This is a genomic window from Sphingomonas sp. PL-96 (assembly GCF_020707215.1).
GTDB lineage: Bacteria > Pseudomonadota > Alphaproteobacteria > Sphingomonadales > Sphingomonadaceae > Sphingomonas.
This window is the reverse complement of the sequence record NZ_JAJFET010000004.1, coordinates 146,644-165,604: the sequence shown is the minus strand read 5'-3', so window position 1 is coordinate 165,604 and position 18,961 is coordinate 146,644. Positions and strand designations below refer to the sequence as shown.

At 67.6% G+C, this 18,961-nt stretch carries 21 protein-coding genes; 16 read left to right on the top strand and 5 right to left on the bottom strand.

What is annotated here, in order from left to right; genetic code table 11:
- Window positions 1-363 precede the first annotated feature (363 nt).
- Window positions 364-1,233: a PEP-CTERM sorting domain-containing protein gene (locus LK533_RS09985; protein WP_229362652.1), complete on the top strand. Its 870-nt coding sequence runs from the start codon at window positions 364-366 to the stop codon at window positions 1,231-1,233.
- 80 nt (window positions 1,234-1,313) lie between these two features.
- Here LK533_RS09985 and LK533_RS09980 read toward each other — a convergent pair whose 3' ends face one another.
- Window positions 1,314-1,871, bottom strand: a complete 558-nt coding sequence (locus tag LK533_RS09980; protein WP_229362650.1) for a hypothetical protein — start codon at window positions 1,869-1,871, stop codon at window positions 1,314-1,316.
- Between the two features lie 64 nt (window positions 1,872-1,935).
- Between LK533_RS09980 and LK533_RS09975 the strand changes: the two genes are divergently transcribed.
- On the top strand, window positions 1,936-2,607 hold the full coding sequence (locus LK533_RS09975; protein WP_229362649.1) for a glutathione S-transferase family protein: 672 nt from the start codon (window positions 1,936-1,938) through the stop codon (window positions 2,605-2,607).
- Window positions 2,608-2,631: 24 nt separating this feature from the next.
- On the opposite strand, the gene LK533_RS09970 is transcribed toward LK533_RS09975, so the two are convergent.
- The 3 genes from LK533_RS09970 to LK533_RS09960 all read right to left on the bottom strand — a co-directional run bounded on the left by LK533_RS09970 (window position 2,632) and on the right by LK533_RS09960 (window position 5,428).
- The gene (locus LK533_RS09970) at window positions 2,632-3,249 is read right to left on the bottom strand and encodes a YbhB/YbcL family Raf kinase inhibitor-like protein (protein WP_229362647.1); all 618 of its coding nucleotides are present in this window, start codon (window positions 3,247-3,249) and stop codon (window positions 2,632-2,634) included.
- Window positions 3,250-3,759: 510 nt separating this feature from the next.
- Window positions 3,760-4,809 carry a sensor domain-containing diguanylate cyclase gene (locus LK533_RS17960; protein WP_229362645.1) on the bottom strand — a complete coding sequence of 350 codons (1,050 nt, stop codon included), beginning with the start codon at window positions 4,807-4,809 and terminating at the stop codon, window positions 3,760-3,762.
- 61 nt (window positions 4,810-4,870) lie between these two features.
- Complete coding sequence (locus LK533_RS09960; protein WP_229362644.1) at window positions 4,871-5,428, bottom strand: peroxiredoxin; 558 nt, start codon at window positions 5,426-5,428, stop codon at window positions 4,871-4,873.
- A 101-nt stretch (window positions 5,429-5,529) separates the two neighbouring features.
- On the opposite strand from LK533_RS09960, the gene hisN reads away from it, so the two are divergent.
- From hisN to LK533_RS09890, 14 genes are all read left to right on the top strand, one after another.
- Complete coding sequence (gene hisN, locus LK533_RS09955; RefSeq protein WP_229362643.1) at window positions 5,530-6,315, top strand: histidinol-phosphatase; 786 nt, start codon at window positions 5,530-5,532, stop codon at window positions 6,313-6,315.
- 121 nt (window positions 6,316-6,436) lie between these two features.
- Window positions 6,437-8,287, top strand: a complete 1,851-nt coding sequence (ilvD, locus tag LK533_RS09950; RefSeq protein WP_229362642.1) for a dihydroxy-acid dehydratase — start codon at window positions 6,437-6,439, stop codon at window positions 8,285-8,287.
- A gap of 298 nt (window positions 8,288-8,585) precedes the next feature.
- Complete coding sequence (locus LK533_RS09945; protein WP_229362641.1) at window positions 8,586-9,041, top strand: YbgC/FadM family acyl-CoA thioesterase; 456 nt, start codon at window positions 8,586-8,588, stop codon at window positions 9,039-9,041.
- Between the two features lie 7 nt (window positions 9,042-9,048).
- Window positions 9,049-9,741, top strand: a complete 693-nt coding sequence (gene tolQ, locus LK533_RS09940; RefSeq protein ID WP_132882609.1) for a protein TolQ — start codon at window positions 9,049-9,051, stop codon at window positions 9,739-9,741.
- A gap of 4 nt (window positions 9,742-9,745) precedes the next feature.
- A complete protein-coding gene (gene tolR, locus LK533_RS09935; protein WP_229362640.1) occupies window positions 9,746-10,186 on the top strand; it encodes a protein TolR in 441 nt (146 codons plus the stop codon).
- Window positions 10,187-10,214: 28 nt separating this feature from the next.
- Window positions 10,215-11,198, top strand: coding sequence for a cell envelope biogenesis protein TolA (locus tag LK533_RS09930; protein WP_229362639.1), 984 nt, complete (start codon window positions 10,215-10,217; stop codon window positions 11,196-11,198).
- 11 nt (window positions 11,199-11,209) lie between these two features.
- Window positions 11,210-12,553 carry a Tol-Pal system beta propeller repeat protein TolB gene (tolB, locus tag LK533_RS09925; RefSeq protein ID WP_229362638.1) on the top strand — a complete coding sequence of 448 codons (1,344 nt, stop codon included), beginning with the start codon at window positions 11,210-11,212 and terminating at the stop codon, window positions 12,551-12,553.
- A gap of 104 nt (window positions 12,554-12,657) precedes the next feature.
- The gene (gene pal / locus LK533_RS09920) at window positions 12,658-13,179 is read left to right on the top strand and encodes a peptidoglycan-associated lipoprotein Pal (protein ID WP_229362637.1); all 522 of its coding nucleotides are present in this window, start codon (window positions 12,658-12,660) and stop codon (window positions 13,177-13,179) included.
- 51 nt (window positions 13,180-13,230) lie between these two features.
- A complete protein-coding gene (locus LK533_RS09915) occupies window positions 13,231-14,241 on the top strand; it encodes a mechanosensitive ion channel family protein (protein WP_229362636.1) in 1,011 nt (336 codons plus the stop codon).
- Window positions 14,242-14,600: 359 nt separating this feature from the next.
- Entirely contained in the window at window positions 14,601-15,488 is an 888-nt protein-coding gene (locus LK533_RS09910) for an SPFH domain-containing protein (RefSeq protein WP_229362634.1), read from the top strand.
- 1 nt (window position 15,489) lies between these two features.
- The gene (locus LK533_RS09905) at window positions 15,490-15,702 is read left to right on the top strand and encodes a toxin-antitoxin system HicB family antitoxin (RefSeq protein WP_229362633.1); all 213 of its coding nucleotides are present in this window, start codon (window positions 15,490-15,492) and stop codon (window positions 15,700-15,702) included.
- Window positions 15,692-15,940, top strand: a complete 249-nt coding sequence (locus LK533_RS09900; protein ID WP_229362632.1) for a hypothetical protein — start codon at window positions 15,692-15,694, stop codon at window positions 15,938-15,940. Before LK533_RS09905 ends, LK533_RS09900 begins: the two co-directional genes overlap by 11 nt.
- Before the next feature lie 66 nt (window positions 15,941-16,006).
- Window positions 16,007-16,249: a CBU_0592 family membrane protein gene (locus tag LK533_RS09895; protein WP_229362631.1), complete on the top strand. Its 243-nt coding sequence runs from the start codon at window positions 16,007-16,009 to the stop codon at window positions 16,247-16,249.
- Between the two features lie 117 nt (window positions 16,250-16,366).
- On the top strand, window positions 16,367-17,425 hold the full coding sequence (locus LK533_RS09890; RefSeq protein ID WP_229362629.1) for a type I restriction endonuclease: 1,059 nt from the start codon (window positions 16,367-16,369) through the stop codon (window positions 17,423-17,425).
- Window positions 17,426-17,509: 84 nt separating this feature from the next.
- On the opposite strand, the gene purB is transcribed toward LK533_RS09890, so the two are convergent.
- Complete coding sequence (purB, locus tag LK533_RS09885) at window positions 17,510-18,826, bottom strand: adenylosuccinate lyase (protein ID WP_229362628.1); 1,317 nt, start codon at window positions 18,824-18,826, stop codon at window positions 17,510-17,512.
- Window positions 18,827-18,961: the final 135 nt, after the last annotated feature.

Sequence of the window (18,961 nt, the reverse complement as noted above, 5' to 3'; positions counted from 1 at the left end):
TGAGGTCGTAGCACGCCCCGGTCGGTTGCCGGGGTCACGGGGGCGACATCTGAGCAGGACGCCGGGCGCCTTGCTGGTTCGCTTCTGCCGGGGGTGGCCCTACAACAGAAGAATTAGCATATCAATCAGACGTTTAGGTATTTCCGCCGATGCTGTGCGACCGGCAGGGGCGGAATAGCGGCTGCTCGACTTTTTGCGAATACCGCACGGGTCGAAGCGTTGCGTCGAAGGGATGGCAGGAGCCTGCCTTTGCGCCTGCCTTCACCGGTTTCCATGTATCGTGTGGCAGAAAGGCGGTTGCGGGTGGGCGCAAATGCGGTTGAAGCGTTCGACGGGGTGCCGGTTACGGAGAGAAGAGGTCGCATGAAGTTCGCACGCTGGATCGGAGTGGTGGCGGCAACGCTGCTGGCAGGGGCTGCACCTGCGGGGGCGGAGACGATCCTGTTCGTCGGCAACAGCTTCACCTTTGGCGCCAACTCGCCCGCGTTGAAGTTCCGTCCCGAGACGGTCACCGACCTGAACGGGGAAGGACTGGGCGGCGTGCCGGCGCTGTTCAAGCGTTTCGCGGATCAGGCCGGGCTCGACTATCAGGTGTCGCTGGAAACGGCGGGCGGGCGCACCCTGAACTGGCATTGGGAGAACCGCCGTGATCGGCTGGATCGTGCCTGGGACCATGTCGTGCTGCAGGAATATAGCACGCTTGATCCCGGGCGGCCCGGCAACTCGGCTGGGCTGGTCGAAGGGGTGCGTCGGTTGTCTGCCCTGTTCGCAGGCCGCAATCCCAAGGTCGATCTGCGGCTGATGTCGACCTGGTCGCGGCCGGACCTCGTGTTCAAAAACCCGAGTCCGTGGCAGGGCAAGCCGATCGAGGTCATGGCCCGCGACCTGCGTCGCGGCTATGATCAGGCGGCACAGGTGCGGCCGGGCACGCGGGTGCTGCCGGTGGGTGAGGGCTTCAACTGCGCGATCGCGCGCGGGGTGGGGGATGCGAACCCCTATGACGGCATCGCCTATAACCAGGCGCCGCTCTGGTCCTTCGACCAGTATCACGCGAGCGTGTACGGCTATTATCTGGAGGCGCTGATCGTGTTTGCCGAGATCACCGGTCGCGATCCCCGGACCCTCGGCCGCGACGAGGCCTCAGCAATCGAGCTCGGCATCGGCAGCGACATGGCCGCGCGCTTGCAATCGGTGGCGTGGGAAGCGACGCGGCCTGGCACCACCTGCCGCTGACCCGTCCGGATCGACCGCCTCTGGCGCAACCATTCGTGCTGAGTAGGGGCATCCAGGACAAAGGCTTTAGGCTATCAGGATCAGCCGATCCGGGCCTGTCGGCGCTGGCGGATGGCGAGCCAGCCGAACGCCGCATAAACGCCCAGCGCCGGCCAGCCGCCGTCGGTGACGAACAGATAGGCGATGCCGATCGCGGCGCTTCCTGCCAGCAGGCCAAGCACCCATTTGGGCCGAAACAGGCGGGCAAGCAGCACGCCGCCCGCCACGCTGAGGGCAAGTGCGTTGACGGCGAGCCACACATAGGACGCGGTCGCACCGATCGAGCCGGCGAACGGCAGCTTCACCGTCGCATAGCCGGTCATCGCGTTGGGAAAGGTGTCGGCCGCGACATGCAGCCCGATGCCGAGCGCAAGTCCCGCCGCGGCCGGTCGCCAGCGCGGTGGTCCCAGCAACAGCAGCGCCGGCAGCAACGGCCCGTGCGTCAGGATGCTGCGGTGGACCAGCCCCAGCGACAGGTCGAGGTCGGGCAGCGTCGTACCCGACACGCACGCCAGCAGCACCGCCGCCGCGCCCGCGCCGCGATGGCGTGACACTTCCGCCAGCAGGATCGCGCCCGCCAGCCACAGCAACGCCGTCATTGTCTCCGCTTATCCTGCATCAAAGCCCTTCCGCCTGGCCCGCCACCCGCCTAACAGCAAAGCCATGTGGCAGCTCCTGCAATTCCCGCTGTGCCCCTTCTCGCGCAAGGTCCGTCTGCTCCTGTCGGAAAAGGGCATCGGCTATGAGCCGGTGCGCGAATCCCCCTGGGCGCGCCGCGACGAGTTCCTGGACCTGAACCCCGCCGGCCAGACGCCGGTGATGGTGGATGTCGAGCGCGGCGTCACGCTGATCGATTCGATGGCGATCTGCGAATATTTCGAGGAGACGGTCGACAAGGCGGCGCTGCTGAACGGCACCGCGGCCGATCGCGCCGAGATTCGCCGGCTCGTCACCTGGTTCGACACGCAATTCTATCGCGAGATCACCGGTCCACTCCTGCTCGAGCGGATGGAGAAACGCATCGTCCACCGCCTGCCGCCCGACACGCGTGCGCTGCGCGACGCGATGAAGGCGGCGGTCGAGCATCTTGATTACATCGACTATCTGCTCGACCACCGCGCCTGGCTGGGCGGGGCGACGATGAGCCTCGCCGACCTTGCCGCGGCCGCCCAGATCTCGGTCGCCGACTATCTCGGCGGCATCGACTGGAAGACGCACACCCCGGCCAAGCGCTGGTATGTCGGCATGAAGAGCCGCCCCAGCTTCCGTCCGCTGCTTGCCGAGCGGATGGAAGGCGTGGCGCCACCACCGGACTATGAGAAGCTGGACCTCTAGGGGGTCATACGGCCGAAGGAGCGGTCAGGCCGGCACGGCCGCTCCCACCGGCCCGATCTCGGCGGGCTCGTCGCGCGAATAGGTGGCGGTCAGCAGCCCCGCGGCGAGCACGCGCCCGGCCATGGCGTGAAGAACCGCGCTCCGCCCCGGCGTCGGATCGAGATCCTCGCCCGGTCCCAGTGCGAACAGCTGAAAGACATAGCGATGTTCGCCATGGCCGCTGGGGGGATCGGGCGGCAGCCAGCCTTCGCGCAGATAGCTGTTGCGACCGATGTCGGTGCCGTCGAGGGCGCCGTCGCCGTCCGGCGCGATCGCGCCCTCCCGCAGCTGGTCGGTGGCCGGCGGCATGTCCCAGACGATTGCGTGGACCAGCGGCTGCGCGGCCGGGGCGTCGGGGTCCTCGACCACCAGCGCGAGCGACCGGGTGCCCGCGGGCACGCCCGTCCAGTACAGTGGCGGCGACACGCCGGCGCCGTCGGCGGTGAACCGCTCGGGCAGGCGGCCGCCATCGGCAAAGGCCGGGCTTGCGAGGTTCAGCGCGGCGAAGTCGCCCAGCGCCGGGTCCACGATGGTAAGCTTGCTTGCTCCGGCGCGCACGTCGTGCAGGAGCGCGCCGAGCCAGCGTGGCAGATGTTCGAGCATCCCGTGTCCTTTCGCTGTTTCCGGTTTGAAAACCGTTCAGCGGCGGCTTGGGTCCCCCCGGAGCTGCGCTCCGGCGCCGCTCTTCAAGGAGAGACGGGTTCGCCGTCAGGCTACGCCCGCGAAGGGCATGCTGGTGGCGAGGATCACCGCCGCCGTGGTGGTGAAGGAAGCAAGCGTGATGAGGAACGAGCGCATGGCAGGTCTCCCGTGCGGAGTGGTCCCGGTCAGGCGACCGGGACGACCGAAGCGGCGGTGCTGATCGTCAGCGAAGCAAAAGCGACGGCGGCGACGAGCGAGACAAGGCTGAACTGCAGCGAGTGAAGGCGGGTCGACATGGTGGAAACTCCCTGATCCTCGGCCTGCCGGACCATCCGGCGACCGATGCCAGGAACTTTGCAGGGAGCATGCCAAGTGGCTAAGTGCTTGTAACCAAGCAACTTGGTGATCCCTGGAGCGGCAAACTAGCGTAATGTGCGTTGCGCGAGTGGCATCTTACGCCAACTTGCGGCGCTATCCGCACACGACGTTGTTTCGCCCCAGTGTCTTGGCGAGGTACAGGCGGGCATCGGCACGCCAATAGACCGCGTCCAGCGTCTCGCCCGGAACGGCTTCGACCAGACCTGCTGACAGTGTGATGCTGGCGATCTTCGCAAGAGCCCGATCCGCCTGTTGGAATTGGCTGCCTGCAATTCGCTCGCGCACCGCCTCGACTGCCGCATGGGCATCGGCCAGGCCGGTGCCGGTGAACAGCACCGCGAACTCCTCGCCGCCCCAGCGCGCAACCAGTTGGCCGGTGAAGGCGCGGTCGAGCGCTGCCGCGATTGCGGTCAGCACCCGGTCGCCGACGCCATGGCCGAAGCGATCGTTCACCGACTTGAAGTGGTCGATGTCGCAGATCGCCATGACGCGCGTGCCCGAACCCGCCTGTTCGAACGCCTCGCCCAGCGCGCGGCGATTGGCGAGGCCGGTCAGCGGATCGCGCCGCGCATCGGCCTGGGCGGCACCCAGGGCGCCACGCAATTCGCCCGCTTCCTTGTGCGCCTGCTCCAGCCGCCATTCGGCCTGGTAGAGCCGCTCCAGCATCGCCGTGGCGATCGCGGTCGGCGCCTCCAGCAGCGCGCCGAATCCCGTCTGACCGCGGTGAAGCGCAGCCGCTGCTGCAGTGGCGAGGTCCCGTCCCAGCCCATGGGTTTCCGCAAGCATGGTCCGGACCATGTCCTCGAACCCCTCCACCTGCATTCGGGTTCGTGCCACCAGGCTGTCGGCATCGCTGTGCGCTGCATCGACCGAGGAGGCTGCAGCGTCGCTCAGCGCGGCATGGCGCCGCATCAAGGCGGTGACGCCGGCGGAGGTCAGCCGCGCGCCTTGTTGAAGCACGGCCTCGGCTGCCGCTGCCAACGGACCCTGGGGCTCGGACAGGATCTGATAGGCAAAGGCATAATGAACAGGCGTCGGTTCGAGCTGCTGATCGCGCAGAAACGCGCCGATCTCCCCGAACAGCGGCTGGGCGGGCGGTCGCTGCACCGCCGCACCCACGCCTCGCGTTGCGTTTGTTTCCACGGCGCGCCCCCTTTGGCACTGAGGCCGGCAGGCGCCGGCCACCGGAAAGCATGCGGAGCGGTTAGCTGCGGCCTCCGGCCGAGTGACGCTGATGCCAGGCCTGAACCGCGGCGAGCGTGCGCTGGACATGCTCAAGCGGACTCGGGTCATCGTGCGCATAGAGAATGCGGCCATCGGGCGCGATCACATAGCTGGTGCGGCTGGTCAGCGCGCGGCCCTTGGCCGGCGTGCCAAGCGCCACGTCGTAGCCGCGGACCACGCGCGGCGTGGCACTCGCTACCGCGAACTTGCCCGCGCAATGCTGGGTGGAGAACGCTTCCAGCCGATCTTGCGGGTCGGCCGACATGCCGATCACGGTTGCGCCGGCCGCACGAAAGGCGTCAACCGACTCGGCAAAGGCACGTGCCTCGGCATTGCAGCCGCCGGTGAAGGCGGCGGGAAAGAAATACAGCACCACCGGCCCCTTGCGGAGCTGTGAGCGCAGGTGGAGCGTGAAGGGCTTTCCGGCGATGGCGCCCTTGGCGACGAAGTCCGGCGCCTTGGCACCGGGCGCAAGCGCGGCTTCAGCCGGGGCGGCGAACGGCAACAGCAACGAAGCAAGAAACAGCATAGGACGCATGGGCAGACTCCCGTAGCGAATGGGCAAACGTAGCGGCCCGTCACGGCTTCGTCACGTGGGTTCGTGGTTGGCGTGCGCCGACGCCGCGGCTAGGGTCGGGCATGGCCGTTTCCCAGACTGACATCGATCTCGCCCTGCGCCTCGCGGATGCCGCCGGCGCCGCGATCCGCCCCCGCTTCCGCGCCGAATTCGGGCTGGAGATCAAGGCGGATGCGTCTCCGGTCACGCTCGCCGACAAGGAGGCGGAGGCGGCAATGCGCCGGCTGCTCGTTGCGGAGCGACCGATGGACGGCATCCTGGGCGAAGAGGAAGGCGAACGTGCCGGCACCAGCGGCCGGCAATGGGTGCTGGACCCCATCGACGGCACCCGCGCCTTTATCGCCGGCCGGCCGATCTTCGGTACGCTGATCGCCCTGGTCGAGGATGGCTGGCCCGTGCTCGGCATCATCGACCAGCCGATCCTGCGCGAGCGCTGGCTGGGCGTGGTCGGCCGCCCGACCACGCTCAACGGCGAGGATGCGCGCACCCGCCGCTGCCGGGATCTTGCCGATGCGCTGCTGGCGACGACGTCACCGGCGCTGTTCACCGACGACCAGCTCCATGCGTTTGAGCATGCCGACGCCGCCGTGCGTGACACGGTGCTGGGTGGCGACTGCTACAACTACGCCTGTCTCGCCTCCGGCCACCTCGACGTGGTGATCGAGGCGGGACTGAAGCTCCACGACTTCGCTGCGCTGGTGCCGGTGGTCGAGGGGGCGGGTGGTCGGATGTGCGACTGGGCCGGCGACCCGCTGCATGCCGCCAGCATCGGCGAGGTGATTGCCGCCGGCGACCCGGCGCGGGTAGAGGAGCTGGTCGAACTGCTCGCCTGCCGGGGTGGGCACTGAGAGACTTGTCTCCCGTCGCTCATTCCTGAAATGTCGCTTGCGCAGCAAATTGCGCAATAAAATGTTGCGATCGGCTGTGCGGCTGGCGTAGGGGCGGCGCAATCCCGCTAGAAAGTCTGTCATGCCTGCATATCGTTCCCGCACCACCACCCACGGCCGCAACATGGCCGGCGCTCGCGGCCTCTGGCGCGCGACGGGGATGAAGGATTCGGACTTCGGCAAGCCGATCATCGCGATTTCCAACAGCTTTACCCAGTTCGTCCCGGGGCATGTCCACCTCAAGGACCTGGGCCAGCTGGTCGCGCGCGAGATCGAGGCGGCGGGCGGCGTCGCCAAGGAGTTCAACACCATCGCGGTCGATGACGGCATCGCCATGGGCCACGACGGCATGCTCTATTCGCTGCCCAGCCGTGAGCTGATTGCCGACAGCGTCGAATATATGGTCAACGCGCACTGCGCCGACGCGCTGGTGTGCATTTCCAACTGCGACAAGATCACCCCCGGCATGCTCATGGCCGCGCTGCGCATCAACATCCCCGTGGTGTTCGTCTCCGGCGGGCCGATGGAGGCCGGCAAGGTCGTGATCAAGGGCAAGAAGCGTGCGCTCGACCTGGTCGACGCGATGGTGGTCGCCGCCGACGAAAGCTACAGCGACGAGGAAGTGGCCGCGGTCGAGCGTTCGGCGTGCCCGACCTGCGGCAGCTGCTCGGGCATGTTCACCGCCAATTCGATGAACTGCCTGACCGAGGCGCTGGGCTTGTCGCTGCCGGGTAACGGCTCGACGCTGGCGACCCACGCCGATCGCGAAAAGCTGTTCCGTGAGGCGGGGCACCTGATCGTCGATCTCGCCAAGCGCTGGTACGAGCAGGACGATGTGACCGCCACGCCGCGCGGCATTGCCACGATGGGTGCGTTCGAGAATGCGATGAGCCTCGACATCGCCATGGGGGGCTCCACCAACACGGTGCTCCACCTGCTGGCGGCGGCCCATGAGGCCGGCGTCGACTTCACCATGGCCGACATCGACCGGCTCTCGCGGCGGGTGCCGTGCCTGTGCAAGGTCGCCCCGGCCAAGGCCGATGTGCACATGGAGGACGTCCACCGCGCGGGCGGCATCATGTCGATCCTCGGCGAGCTGGAGCGCGGCGGGCTGATCGACGCGAGCCTGCCGACGGTGCACGCGCCGACGCTTGGCGACGCACTGGCCCGCTGGGACATCGGCCGCACCAACAGCGAGGAGGTGCGCGACTTCTTCCGCGCGGCACCTGGCGGCGTGCCGACCCAGACTGCATTCAGTCAGGCCGAGCGCTGGGAAGACCTCGACACCGATCGCCAGAACGGCGTGATCCGTTCGACCGAGCACCCCTTCTCGAAGGACGGTGGCCTGGCGGTGCTGTTCGGCAACCTCGCGCCCGAGGGGTGCATCGTGAAGACGGCGGGTGTCGACGATTCGATCCTGACCTTCCGTGGGCGTGCGCGGGTCTATGAGAGCCAGGACGCGGCGGTGGCGGGGATCCTGGGCAACCAGGTCGAGGCCGGCGACGTGGTGGTGATCCGCTACGAAGGGCCCAAGGGCGGGCCGGGGATGCAGGAAATGCTCTACCCGACCAGCTATCTGAAGTCGAAGGGGCTGGGCGCGGCCTGTGCGCTCATCACCGACGGGCGCTTCTCCGGCGGCACCTCCGGCCTGTCGATCGGCCATGTCTCGCCGGAAGCGGCCGAGGGTGGGCTGATCGCGCTGGTCGAGACGGGCGATCCGATCCTGATCGACATTCCGAACCGTGGCATCCGGCTGGACCTGGACGACGCGGTGCTCGCCGAACGGCGCGCGGCAATGGAAGCGCGGGGCGCCAAGGCGTGGAAGCCGTTCGGGCGCAAGCGCAACGTGTCGCCGGCACTGCGGGCATACGCCGCGCTCACCACCAACGCGGCACGGGGTGCGGTGCGGGATGTGAGCCAGGTCGAGGGGTAAGCGCGCGCTGTGCCCGTGGCCGCATCCCTATGCAGACAGGGATCCAGGGTCAAGCAGAGCAACGGCGGTTCGCATTTGGTACCCTGGGCTCCCGCCTCCGCGGGAGCGCGGATGTTCTGATGAAGGTCCGCCTGAACCACAGGCCATGCGTATCTGTGCGAACCTCCGGCAGAACGACCAAGTAGGCCGCGTCCCCGACGCCGACCTTTCGGCCACAGGAGAAAAGAGCAGGACAACAGGTGCGGGGACTGTGCGCGCACTCTTCCCCGGCCTCGCGCCCTCCGCTAGACCCGCGCGGATGACGCCACCCCTGGACTGCCCCAGCGAAGGCCGCTTCGACGGCTGCGAACATCACTTCGCGCTGCGCGTCTATTTTGAGGACACGGACCTGTCGGGGGTCGTCTATCACGCCAATTACCTGCGCTACATGGAGCGGGCGCGGTCGGACATGCTGCGGCTGGGCGGGTGCGACCAGCGCGCAGCGTTCGAGGCGGGCGAGGGCGCCTATGCGATCCGCGACCTCCATATCCGCTATGCCGCGCCGGCGCGGCTGAACGACGTGCTGCTGATCGTCAGCCGCATGACAAAGTTGCGCGCAGCATCGGTCGTCATTCATCAACGAGTAATGCAGGGTTCGCTGTTGGTAGCCGAAGCGGAGGTCGAGGCGGCATTCGTGGCACCATCGGGCGCCCCGCGCCGGCACCCGCCGGCCTGGCGGCGCATTTTCGAGACCCTGATCTGGAAGGAAAGCTGAGAGCCTGATGGACGTTCTGGTAAATACCGACGCGGCCTCCATGTCGCCGATTGGCTTGTTCATGCAGGCGGACTGGGTGGTGAAGTTCGTGATGCTGGGCCTGTTGGCCGCCAGCATCTGGACCTGGGCGATCATCCTGACCTTCCTGGGGCGGCTGCGCCGCGTGCGCCGCGATACCGAGGCGTTTGTCGAGGAGTTCGAGCGGACCGAGGACATCGACGCGTTCCACAAGAAGCACGTGACCGGCAAGAGCGCGGTCGCGCAGGTCTTTGCCGCCGGCGTGCGCGAATGGCGCCGCTCGACCGCCAGCACCACGATCGACCGCGACGGCACGCGTGAGCGGCTGGCGACCAGCATGGGGTCTGCGGTGGCCGAGGAAGTCGACAAGCTGTCGGACCGGCTGAACGTGCTGGCGACGATCGGGTCGGTCGCGCCCTTCGTCGGTCTGTTCGGCACGGTGTGGGGCATCATGCGCAGCTTCACCGGCATTGCCCAGGCCCAGAACACCAGCCTTGCGGTGGTGGCGCCGGGCATCGCCGAGGCGCTGTTCGCGACGGCGATTGGCCTGTTCGCGGCTATTCCCGCGGTGATCGCGTACAACCGCTACAGCCACCGCATCAACCAGGTGGAGGCGCGGCTCAACCGCTTTGCCGACGCGTTCCACGCGACGCTGAGCCGCCAGCTGGAAGGCGTGGACTAAGCCCATGGCGATGCAGCTTCCGTCCAGCCGCGGCAAGGGCCGGCGCACGCCGATGGCGGAGATCAACGTGACCCCGCTGGTCGACGTCATGCTGGTGCTGCTGATCATCTTCATGGTGACGGCGCCGCTGCTCACCACCGGTGTGCCGGTGAACCTGCCCGACAGCCGCGCCAAGGGGCTGGAGCAGGAGCAGGAGCCGGTCCAGCTATCCATTGCCGCCGACGGCACCATCTATGTGGGTGACACGCCCGTCAGCGAGCAGGCGCTGCCCGAGCAGCTGGCGCGCATCGCCGGCAGCCAGCCGGCCGGTGCCGAGCCGCGGCAGGTGATGCTGCGTGCCGACACTGCGCTCGACTATGGTCGGGTGATGCGGGTGATGGGCGAGCTCAACCGCGCGGGGCTGAACCGCGTGGCGCTGGTGTCGACGCAGGGGGATGCGCCCTGATCGTGCGGTTTGCAGTGGAGGTGCGGCGATGAGCCGTACGGAAAAATGGGCGCTGGGCGGAGCGGCGATCGGGCACGCACTGCTGTTCGTCGGCCTGTCGCTCGTCTGGAAGGGCGAGCAGCCCAAAGAGCTGAAGATGTCCCCACCGATCGACGTCAGCCTGGTGGACGAGGTCGCGCTGGAATCGACCGCGCCGGCCGATACCGAGGCGCCCGCCGACTCCGTGGCCCCCGACCAGGGCGCGCCGGAGGATGCGGCGCCGCCCGAAGAGACGGCGCCCGAACCGGAGCCCGAGCCAGCCCCCGCGCCGCCGGTGCCGCAGCCTAAGCCGGAACCCCGGCCGGAGCCGAAGCCTGCGCCCAAGCCGCAGCCGGCGCCAAAGCCTGTGCCCAAGCCGCAACCGCCGAAGCCCAAGCCGGCGCCCAAGCCTGCGCCCAAGGCACCGGAGAAGCCGGCGCCGAAGCCCGCCCCCAAGCCGGCGGCGAAGCCTGCGGCCAAGCCGGCGCCGGCAAAGCCCGCTGCCGCTGCCGCCAAGCCCAAGCCGGCGGCTGCCGCCAAGGGCAGCGGCACCGACGAAAAGGCAAAGGCGGCCAAGCCGCGCGGATCGCGACTGGGCGATGACTTCGCCAAGAGCCTCGCCCAGACCGCAGCCGAAAAGGGCACGGGCCAGACCGCGCGCGCGGCCAAGGTCGGCGCACAGTCGCTCGCCGGCCTGGCCGCGGCGATCAGCCGGCAGGTCCAGCCCTGCGCAAACCGGATCACCAATCCGGGGCCGGGCGCCAACCGCATCAAGTCGCGCATCAACCTGCAGATGGCGAAGGACGGCAGCCTGACCGCGCGTCCCAAGCTGATGGGCCAGACCGGCGTTGACGACGAGAACGGCCGCTACGCGCAGCGCGTGGGCGAACTCGCGGCGGCGGCGATCATCCAATGTGCCCCCTTCGAACTGCCCGACGAATTGTACGAAGGCGGGTGGAAGAACATCACCATCAACTACAAGCTGCCCGGCTGACGGAGAGAGCCATGCGTATCCCCTTGTCCCGCGTTGCCACGCTTGCGTTGGCATCCCTCAGCTTCGGCCTTGCCGCGGCGCCTGCCCATGCCCAGGTCGAGGTCGACATCGAAGGCGGCATCTCCGATCCGATGCCGATCGCGGTGCCGGTGATGCCGACGCCCAGCAACGTCGGCACCGCCGCTGGCCAGACCGAAGCGCTCGGCCGCCAGCTGGCCGAAGTGGTCGCCAACGACCTCAAGAACTCCGGCCTGTTCACGCCGCGCGGGCCGCAGGGCATTGCCGCGGTGCCGTTCGCGCAGGCGGCCGCACCCGACTTCGGCTATTGGGCGGGTACCCAGGCACAGGCGCTGGTGCAGGGCTTTGTGCGCGCCAATGGCGACGGCACGCTGACGGTGGGCTGCTATCTGTACGACGTGTTCGCGCGCACCGAGCTGACCCGCCAGGGCTTTGTGGTGACGCCGGCCGAATGGCGTCGCGCGGCACACAAGTGCGCCGACACCGTCTACACCCGCTTGTCGGGCGAGGGGCCGTATTTCGACAGCCGCATCGTCTATGTCTCGGAGACGGGACCCAAGGGCAAGCGCATCAAGCGGCTGGCGATCATGGACCAGGACGGCGCCAACCACCGCTTCCTGACCAACGGCCAGTCGATCGTGCTGACGCCGCGCTTTGCGCCGAACCAGCAGTCGATCGTCTACATGAGCTACCAGAACGAGCGGCCGGCGATCTATGTCTATGACATCGGCTCGGGGCGGCAGCGGCTGCTGGTGCGCAACGCCAGCCTGACCTTTGCGCCGCGCTTCTCGCCGGACGGGCGCTGGGTGATCTTCTCGATGGCGCAGGCGTCGAACACCGACATCTACCGCGTACCCGCCGCTGGCGGCACGCCGCAGCGGCTGACCAACTCGCCCGGCATCGACACCGGCGGCAGCTATTCGCCGGACGGCAGCCGGATCGTGTTCGAGAGCGATCGTTCGGGCACGCAGCAGCTGTACGTGATGAACGCGGACGGATCGAACCAGCAGCGCATCAGCTTCGGCTCGGGCCGGTACGCGACGCCGTCGTGGAGCCCGCGCGGCGACCTGATCGCGTTCACGCGCCAGGGCGGCGGCAGCTTCCGCATCGGCGTGATGAGCCCATCGGGCGGCGGCGAAAAGCTGCTGTCCGACGCCTGGGGCGACGAAGGGCCGAGCTGGTCGCCCAACGGCCGCGTGCTCACCTTCTTCCGGGCGTCGCAGGGCGGGGCGGGCAAGGCGGACGTGTGGTCGGTCGACCTCACTGGCCAGAACGTCCGCCGCATCCCGACGCCGCTCGACGGGTCGGACCCCAGCTGGGGGCCGCTGCGCCCGTAAAGGGTTAGCGTTCGGCAGGGTAAACGTAACAAAAAGCGGCTTTAGCGCTTGCCGCCGTGCGCACTTGTGGCGGAAGATATTTCAGTAATCGAGGGAGACAAGCGATGGCAAACCTTACGAGCAAGTTGATCGTGGCGGCAGCACTGGTGGCGACTGCCGGCTGCGCCAAGAAGCGGCCCGAAGTGCTGCCGCCGGCTCCGGGCGAGACGGCCGCGCCGGTCGACAACACGGGTGCCGGCACGGGCACCGGCGCCGGCGTGGTGCCGGGCAGCCGCGAGGACTTCCAGCGCTCGGTCGCGAGCGACACCGTCAACTTTGCGCTCGACAGCTACGACATCGACCCGCAGGCGCGCTCGGTGCTCGACAGCCAGGCCGCGTGGCTGCAGCGCTATCCCAACGTCCGCATCACCCTTGAGGGCCACGCGGACGAGCGCGGCACCCGCGAGTACAATCTGGCACTCGGTGATCGCCGCGCCAACGCCGCGTCCAACTATCTGGCGGCCCGCGGCGTTTCGGCGGCGCGCATCACCACGATCAGCTATGGCAAGGAACGTCCGCTGGCGCTCGGCTCCGACGAGAGCAGCTACGCGCAGAACCGCCGCGCGGTGACCGTCGTCCTCCAGTAACCTCCAGCCGCCGCCGGAACCGGGCTGGTTTCGGCGGCGTTCCCCTGGGGCATGAAGCCCGTCCAGCCGCCTGCGATCCGCGACCCGGTCGACCTCGTCACCGCAAAGCTGCACGTTTGGGTCAACGGCTTCTTTCTCCAGCTTCCCAACATCGCCGCGGCCATCGTGCTGCTGCTGGTCGCGTGGGGCGTCGGCAAGGCGATTGCCTGGGGCATCAGGCGGGTCGGACGGCGGCGCCATCGCATCGACCTGGGCGCCCTGCTGGGATCGCTGGCGTTCGGCGCGGTCATGGTCGCTGCGCTGCTGCTGGCCGCGACCATCGTCTTCCCCAGCGTCAAGCCGTCGGACGTGCTCGCGACCCTCGGCATCGGCTCGGTCGCGATCGGCTTTGCCTTCAAGGAAATCCTGCAGAACCTGTTTGCGGGCCTCTTGCTGCTGATGCGGCGGCCGTTCCGGCGCGGCGACCAGATCGTCATCAAGGATTACGAAGGCACGGTCGAGCACATCCAGAGCCGCGCGACCCTGATCAAGACCTATGACGGCAGGCGCGTCATCATCCCCAACGCCGAGCTCTATATCTCGCCGGTGATGGTCAACACCGCCTTTCCGGTGCGGCGCGAGCAGTTCGACGTCGGCATCGGCTATGGCGACAAGCCGGCCGAGGCGGCCGAGCTGTTCCTGGCGGCGCTCCGCAAGGTGGAGGGCGTGGTCGCGGATCCGCCGCCCGAGGTGCTGCCCTGGGGCCTGGACGACAACTACATCACCCTGCGCGCGCGCTGGTGGACGGAGTCCAAGCGCACCAGCGTGGTCCACACCCGCTCGCGCGTGGTGCTCGCGCTGTACGAGACGGCGGTGGAGCATGGCATCGACCTGCCGTTCCCGACCCAGATGGTGCTGTTCCACGACCAGACCGAGGAAGCCGACGGCGACCGCGCCCGGCAGCGCGAGGGTTGGCCCGCGGGCGGGCAACCGCCCCGGCCGCGGCATCGGCGGCGGGAAGCTGCTGTCGATGAGGGGGCGGAAGAGCGCGTCGTCGCGGAGGCCGCGCGGGAGGAGCGCTGAGCGCTGCGTTCCTTTGTATCTCGCGGGTGGGATTCGGCTGGGCCACGGAGGGTGGCGCGGAATCCTGGGCTCCTGCCTCCGCAGGAGCACGGGGTGAATGGGGCCTCGGTTGCGACGCTTCCTCAAGCACCCGATCCAGAATCCCCCCGTTCTGCGTCTCTGCAATTGGCGGAGCGGCGCTCGAGCCAGGCTCTTTGCGGAATGGAGAGAAGCGTTACCTGCACACCCTCCCGTGCTCCTGCGAAGGCAGGAGCCCAGGGTTGCTCGCGATTCCACCGGTTGTTGGTCCCACTCCAATCCCGCTTGCGTTTCCCCGCGCCTGATATAAAACTGATATCACATTATACAGGGAGGCGGAGATGGGATCGGATCGGGTGTTGCGGCAGAGCCTGGAGCGGCCGGCGGCGGCATACAATGGCTTTGCAATGCTTCTGGTGGGGCTGGGACTCATCGTGCTCGGCGGCGTTGGTGCGGGGAATGCGCCCGCGCATCCGTGGGGCATCGTGCTGTTGGTCGTGGCGGGCGTCGCGCTGCTGCTGGTGGCCTGCGGCTTCTACCTGCTCCAGCCCAACCAGGCGGCGGCGATCCTGCTGTTCGGCGACTATCGCGGCACCGATCGCAGCACCGGCCTGCGCTGGAACTGGCCGTGGCTCACCAAGTCCAAGGTCTCGGTGCGCATCCACAACATCACCTCCGAGCGGCTGAAGGTGAACGACCTGCGCGGCAACCCGATCGAGATCGCGTCCAACGTCGTGTGGCGCGTCGCGGACACCGCGCAGGCGCTGTTCGATGTCGACGACTACAAGGCGTTCGTGATGGTGCAGATCGAGAGCGCGGTGCGCGCGATCGGCTCGCGCTACCCGTACGACGACTTCACCCATGAGGAGATGACGCTGCGCGGCAACGCCGATGTGGTGAGCGAGGAACTGCGCGTCGAACTGCAGGAGCGGGTGGCGAGTGCGGGCGTCCACATCGACGAATGCCGGCTGACGCACCTCGCCTATGCGCAGGAGATCGCCCAGGCGATGCTGCGCCGCCAGCAGGCGGAGGCGGTGATCGCTGCGCGGCAGAAGCTGGTCGAGGGGGCGGTGTCGATGGTCGAGACTGCGCTCACCATGCTGTCGGAAAAGAACGTGGTCGAGCTCGACGACGAGCGGCGCGCGGCGATGGTGTCGAACCTGATGGTGGTGCTCTGTTCGGAGCGCGACACCCAGCCGGTCGTCAACGCGGGCTCGCTGTACCAGTAACGTGGCGGCACCCCCGAAAAAGGCATTTCCCCTGCGGCTCGATCCCGCGCTGTACGCGGCGATCGAGCGCACGGCCGCGGGCGAGCTGCGCAGCGTCAATGCGCAGGTGGAGTGCCTGTTGCGCGAAGCCCTCGCCAGGCGGGGCGTGAAGCTTGCCGAGCCGCAGCCGGTACGGCGCGGCCGGCCACCCAAGGAGAACCAGGATGAAGGATGACGACGCATGGTTCGCGCCCAAGCGCTTCGGCTATGGCGCAGGCTTGCCGATTGCCTGGCAAGGCTGGGTGCTGATCGGCGCCTATGGCGTGGCGATTTCGCTGGCGGGACGCTTCCTGGCCCCGACGCATCCGCGCGGATTTGGCGTGGTGGTCGTGGTGCTGACCGCCGTCGTGGTGGCGCTTGCCGCCGCCCACACCCGCGGCGGCTGGCGGTGGCGCTGGGGCGGCAGGGAATAGAACCGCACGGGATTGCAGTTCCCGCTCCGGCGGCCGACACAAGCGCGAGGTAGCGGAGAACGGGCGATGTGGATCGAGGTGGTCGGCTGGTCGGGGTCGTTTTCGATCCTGCTCGCCTATGCGCTCTTGTCGACCGGCCGGCTGGATGCGCGGGGCTGGCCCTATCAGCTGATGAACGTGGGCGGCGCGCTCGGCATGGCTACCAACGCCTGGACTCACGGCGCGCTGCCGAGCGTGTTCAACAACACCATCTGGATGGCGATCGGCCTGCTCGCGCTGCTGCGCATCGGCGTCCGGCGGCGGGGATAGGGCCGCGCAAGGCGAGGTGTTCACACCCACCAGTAGTGATTGCGAGCCTACTTGCGTCCGAAATGGAAACGCGCAACTATTTCGACAGGGGAATAGGGGGCTTGCATGGACTTGGGCATGAAACTTGCGGATCTGCAGAAGCGCAGCATCGAGCATCGCGAAGTTCTGCTTACGGAAGAGGCAGCGAAGACAGCGTTGGTCATGCCCTTTCTTCAGGCGCTAGGCTATGACGTTTTCAACCCGGCGGAGGTGGTGCCGGAGTTCACCGCCGACGTCGGTACTAAGAAGGGCGAGAAGGTTGATTATGCGATATGCAAGGGCGGCAGTGTCGATGTCCTGATCGAGTGCAAGCCAGCCGCGTCGGAGTTGAACGTCAAGCACGCCTCCCAGCTCTTCCGCTATTTCACAGCGACCGATGCCCGGCTGGCGGTGCTGACCAACGGCGTCAACTATCAGTTCTTCTCCGATGTCGAGAAGCCGAACATCATGGACGAGAAGCCCTTCTTTTCTTTCTCGATGGACGCGCTGAAGCCGACCGATGCGAAGACGATCGAGAAGTTCGCGAAGGCCAGCTTCGACATCGAGAAGATCGTTCAGGAGGCCGGCAACCTCAAGGTGCAGTCGCTCCTCCGCAGGGAGCTGGAGCGGGAGTTCGCTGAGCCTTCAGAGGGGTTCGTCGAGTTGCTCGCCCGGCGGGTGCACGGTGGCCGACTGACACCGGCCGTGAAGGAGAACTTCACGAAGATGCTTGTGGCGACGATCAGTGCGCTCGTGCGCGATCTGGTCAACGAGCGTCTTTCGTCTGCGCTCAACGCCGCCGCGCCCGCTCCTGTTGTCGCCGAAGCGGCAGAAGCTCCTGGTAATGAAGAGGACGTGGTCACGACGCAGGAAGAGATTTCCGGCTTCCACATCGTTCAGGCAATCGCGTCCCGGCTGGTGGATCCGAAGCGGATTATCCTGCGCGATGCCAAGTCCTACTGCGCGATCTTGCTGGACGACAACAACCGGAAAACGATTGCACGCATGTGGTTTAACGGCGTCACAGTAAAGTATTTCGGTACCTTCGCCGGGAAGGACGAAACGCGGCATCAGCTACCCGAACTAACGGCGATCTATCAGCTCGCGCCGTTGATCGAGGCGCGGTTACGGGAACTGGACGGTACGATCCCGGAGTAGAACACGCCTTACTTCGTGGGTCCAAGGAGATAGGCCACACTGCGTTTGATCGCTCCGGCCGCATGTGCGGCCGGAGCGTCTGGCTCACGCTTCCCCGAACACCCGGGCGAAGATCGTGTCGACGTTCTTGAAGTGATAATCGAGGTCGAAGCGGGCCTCGATCTCCTCCGGCGAAAGCGCGGCGGTGACTTCCGCATCGGCCTTGAGCAGGTCGAGCAGCGACAGCGCGCCGTCCGATTCCCAGACTTTCATCGCGTTGCGCTGGACGAGGCGATAGGCGTCTTCGCGGCTCACGCCCGCCTGGGTCAGCGCCAGCAGCACCCGCTGCGAGTGGACCAGCCCGCCCATGCGGTCGAGGTTCTTCTGCATGCGCGCCGGATAGACCAGCAGCTTGTCCATGACGCCGGTGAGGCGTGCGAGCGCGAAGTCGAGGGTGATGGTCGCGTCCGGGCCGATGTAGCGCTCCACCGAGGAGTGCGAGATGTCGCGCTCGTGCCACAGGGCGACGTTCTCCATCGCCGGGATGGTGGCGCTGCGGACCATGCGGGCGAGGCCGGTCAGGTTCTCAGTCAAGACCGGGTTGCGCTTGTGCGGCATCGCCGACGAACCCTTCTGGCCCGGCGAGAAATACTCCTCGGCCTCGAGCACCTCGGTGCGCTGGAGGTGGCGGACTTCGGTCGCGAGCCGCTCGATCGACGAGGCGATGACGCCCAGCGTCGCGAAGAACATCGCGTGGCGGTCGCGCGGGATCACCTGGGTGGAGACCGGCTCGACCGAGAGGCCGAGCTTGTCGGCGACATAGGCTTCGACGCGCGGGTCGATGTTGGCGAAGGTGCCGACCGCGCCGGAAATCGCGCAGGTGGCGACGTCGGCGCGCGCGGCGACCAGGCGGGCGCGGTTGCGGGCGAACTCGGCGTACGCCTCGGCCATCTTGAGGCCGAAGGTGACCGGCTCGGCATGGATGCCGTGGCTGCGGCCGATCGTCGGGGTGAGCTTGTGCTCATAGGCGCGGCGCTTGAGCACTTCGAGCAGCCGGTCGAGGTCGGCGATGAGGATGTCGGACGCGCGGGCGAGCTGGACGGCCAGGCAGGTGTCGAGCACGTCGGACGAGGTCATGCCCTGGTGGAGGAAGCGCGCTTCCGGGCCGGTCCGCTCCGACACATGGGTCAGGAAGGCGATGACGTCGTGCTTGGTCTCCGCTTCGATCGCGTCGATGCGGGCGATGTCGAACGGGCCCGCGGCTTCGTGCGCGGCCCAGATCTTTTCGGCCGCGTCCTTGGGCACCACGCCCAGTTCGGCGAGCGCGTCGGTGGCGTGCGCCTCGATCTCGAACCAGATGGCGAAGCGAGTCTCCGGCGACCAGATCGCGGTCATCTCGGGGCGGGCGTAGCGGGGAACCATGCGGGTCTGCCTGTCTGGAGGGTCGGTTGGCCGCCGAATGCCAACGCTTGGCCCCCGAGTCGAGCGGAAAAGCCGACAAGATGCCGTCCGACGCATGGCCAGCCAGTGGTGAAATCAAAGAAACAATGCCTATAT